This is a genomic window from Massilia sp. ST3 (assembly GCF_018119405.1).
Lineage (GTDB): Bacteria > Pseudomonadota > Gammaproteobacteria > Burkholderiales > Burkholderiaceae_D > Telluria.
The window spans coordinates 1-2,684 of sequence record NZ_JAGPWC010000141.1; the positions used below are offsets into that span (position 1 = coordinate 1).

Annotated in this window: 4 protein-coding genes and 3 tRNA genes; 6 read left to right on the forward strand and 1 reads right to left on the reverse strand. The window is 63.8% G+C overall.

Annotated features, from left to right (window positions below; translation table 11 throughout):
* Window positions 1-182 precede the first annotated feature (182 nt).
* Window positions 183-500: a 30S ribosomal protein S10 gene (gene rpsJ / locus KBW98_RS23690; protein WP_005663509.1), complete on the forward strand. Its 318-nt coding sequence runs from the start codon at window positions 183-185 to the stop codon at window positions 498-500.
* Between the two features lie 98 nt (window positions 501-598).
* On the opposite strand, the gene KBW98_RS23695 is transcribed toward rpsJ, so the two are convergent.
* Window positions 599-775 (reverse strand): hypothetical protein, encoded by a 177-nt coding sequence (locus KBW98_RS23695; protein WP_211522628.1) that lies wholly within the window; start codon window positions 773-775, stop codon window positions 599-601.
* A gap of 190 nt (window positions 776-965) precedes the next feature.
* Here KBW98_RS23695 and KBW98_RS23700 point away from each other — a divergent pair, with 190 nt between their 5' ends.
* The 5 genes from KBW98_RS23700 to KBW98_RS23720 all read left to right on the forward strand — a co-directional run.
* Entirely contained in the window at window positions 966-2,153 is a 1,188-nt protein-coding gene (locus KBW98_RS23700) for a hypothetical protein (RefSeq protein ID WP_211522629.1), read from the forward strand.
* A 43-nt stretch (window positions 2,154-2,196) separates the two neighbouring features.
* Window positions 2,197-2,281: transfer RNA gene (locus KBW98_RS23705), tRNA-Tyr, on the forward strand.
* Between the two features lie 40 nt (window positions 2,282-2,321).
* Window positions 2,322-2,395, forward strand: a tRNA-Gly gene (locus tag KBW98_RS23710).
* Window positions 2,396-2,430: 35 nt separating this feature from the next.
* Window positions 2,431-2,505 (forward strand) — tRNA-Thr (locus KBW98_RS23715).
* 86 nt (window positions 2,506-2,591) lie between these two features.
* Window positions 2,592-2,684: GTP-binding protein (locus tag KBW98_RS23720; protein ID WP_018003793.1), on the forward strand; the 93-nt coding region annotated here is incomplete at its 3' end.

Here is a 2,684-nt window from a genome sequence, read left to right on the forward strand (position 1 = left end):
TCCGGTTAGCGAGATCTGCCGCGGGACACTGTCCCGCGGTGACAACGGATGGGGACAGACTTTTTGGTCTGTCCCCATCTTTATGAGAGGGTTCGGTGTTATACTCCCGCCTCTTGAGCTGTACCGAAGTACCTTTTACACATTGCCGGCACTAGCCGGAACGTTCTTTTAAAGGAAATAGCATGTCCGCTCCGAACCAGAAAATCCGCATCCGCCTGAAAGCGTTTGACTACAAGCTGATCGACCAGTCCGCACTGGAAATCGTCGACACCGCCAAGCGCACCGGCGCGGTTGTCAAGGGCCCGGTCCCGCTGCCGACCCGTATCCAGCGTTTCGACGTGCTGCGTTCCCCGCACGTGAACAAGACCTCGCGCGACCAGTTCGAAATCCGTACGCACCAGCGTCTGATGGACATCGTGGATCCGACCGACAAGACCGTTGACGCACTGATGAAGCTGGACCTGCCGGCTGGCGTCGACGTCGAAATCAAGCTGCAGTAATCGCTTCCACTGCCGGCGGATCAATCCGCCGCAGTTCAGGGGCCGGGAAGTCCGTACGCGGGCAACCCGGCCTTTGTCGTTTACCGGCGGCTACCTGGCTAGTGCAAGACCAGGTAGAGTGCGCGCCCCAGCAGGCGTCCGATGGCCAGCGCGCCGGCGAACACCACGGCCATCAGTCCCAGGATGCCGAGCCAGCCGCGCAGCGTCGGGTCCGGAACGCGCCGCACGGCCATGTAGGCCTGCTCCTTGCCTTGATCCTTGCTCTGGTCCGACATGGCGGTCTCCACATGCAAAAGCCCATTCTTCCCGATTCCCTGCGCCCGGCCCTTGTGCTGGACGAAGCGGGCGCTTGATCGGACGCTTCCTCATGCGCGCCGCATCATCTCGCCGCAAGGAATTGCCGCTGGCGCCGCACGCATGGTCTAATCGGCAAGTCACGACCAAGCGCCTGACCGGCCCCGCATCATGCCCTCCCATTCAGTCATCACCACGCTGCGCAGCTTGTCCTGGAGCGAGCTTGCCGGTTATGCCTTCGCCGCCCTGCTCATGGGGCAGCTCACCGTCTCGTTTGCGCCCGCGTCGATCGAAGCCGTCCTGCGCCAGGCCGCCCTGGCCATCCCGCTTGTCCTGATAGCCGCCAAGGACCTCGCCCACGCGCCGGACGCGTGGCGCCGCCTGCGCAGCGCGCTTGCCGAGCGCGGACCGTGGCACCGCTGTCTCACGGCCTTGCTGCCGCCAGAGCTGGTCGGCATGGCCAGGCTCGACCGCCTGATGTGGCAGGGCTGCCTGAACCGGCTGCGGCGTCGTCCGCATGCCGACCTGCCGGACGGGGTGGCGCTCACTTACCTGGAGCGCGGCGCCTACGGGACCGCCGCGGCCATTGCCTTTGTCAGCGTCTTCGTCGAGCTGCCGCTCGACGCCATGATCGTCAACCTGTTCATCACCGATCCGGCCGATCTGCTCGTCGTGCACACGCTGTGCGCGTTTGGCGCCTTGTACACGCTGGTGTGGGTGTTGGGCGACCGCTGGCTTGTGGGGGCCGGGCGGCATGTGCTCACCGGGGACGCGCTGCACCTGCACGTGGGGGCGCGCGCGTCCGGCGTGCTGCCGCTCGAAGCCATCGAGCGGCTGGATGCCGTGAATGAGCTGTTGCCGACATGGCGGCGCAAGCGGGGCGTCGCGCGCGGGGACATGCTGGTGGTGACGCCTTTCGACAAGCCGAATTGCGTGCTGGTGCTCAGGCCCGAAGCCAGGGTCGACATCCTGCATTGGCAGGTGCGCAAGCGGCTGCCGCGCTATGTGTTTCTTTATCTCGACCGGCCGGAACTGCTGGCGGCGCGGCTGCGCGAGCGTTCGTCGAGCGCGTCGGCGGCGGGGCCCCCCCCCCCCCCCGGGGGGGCGCCCGGGGCCCCCCCCCCCCCCCCGCGCCCCCGGGGGGGGGGGGGGGGCCCCCCCCCCCCCCTACGGGCTACGGTAGGGTTGGCGGCTCCGCCGCCGACGCGTCCAGCCTGCCCCAGCGCGCCCGTCATGCCTGCCAAACAGCTTTTTTGCAAACCACACAAAACAGCCCTTGCAGACTTGGGGCCCGCCCGTTACAATCACGCCCCGAAGCAACGCTGCTATGCGATGCAGACAAGGTCTGTTGAAACATAGTTGACAATACGTTGAGCTTGCTTCATACTCTGCGGTTCTTCGCGGTGGGGTGGCCGAGTGGTTAAAGGCAGCAGACTGTAAATCTGCCCTCTCTGAGTACGCTGGTTCGAATCCAGCCCCCACCACCAAAAGAAGAGTCGTGAAGCGAATTGAAAGAAGTTGTACCTCGCGGGTGTAGCTCAATGGTAGAGCAGAAGCCTTCCAAGCTTACGACGAGGGTTCGATTCCCTTCACCCGCTCCAGTGATTCGCGGTGTGTTTCAACATCGCACAAATAAGCCCTTGTAGCTCAGTGGTAGAGCACTCCCTTGGTAAGGGAGAGGCCACGTGTTCAATCCACGTCAAGGGCACCAGAATTTTGTACGGCAGTCGCGTAGTACTCGTCCGTCAGGTGTGCCTGGTAATTCTCAAAAAAATCGTTAGATCTTAGGAGTCTGAAATGGCAAAGGAAAAATTCGAACGGACCAAGCCGCACGTCAACGTCGGCACCATCGGTCACGTTGACCACGGCAAAACCACCCTGACGGCTGCG

Coding starts and splice junctions, on each gene's coding strand:
- rpsJ (WP_005663509.1), top strand. CDS start 183: ATGTCCGCTCCGAACCAGAAAATCCGCATCCGCCTGAAAGCGTTTGAC.
- KBW98_RS23695 (WP_211522628.1), bottom strand. CDS start 775: ATGTCGGACCAGAGCAAGGATCAAGGCAAGGAGCAGGCCTACATGGCC.
- KBW98_RS23700 (WP_211522629.1), top strand. CDS start 966: ATGCCCTCCCATTCAGTCATCACCACGCTGCGCAGCTTGTCCTGGAGC.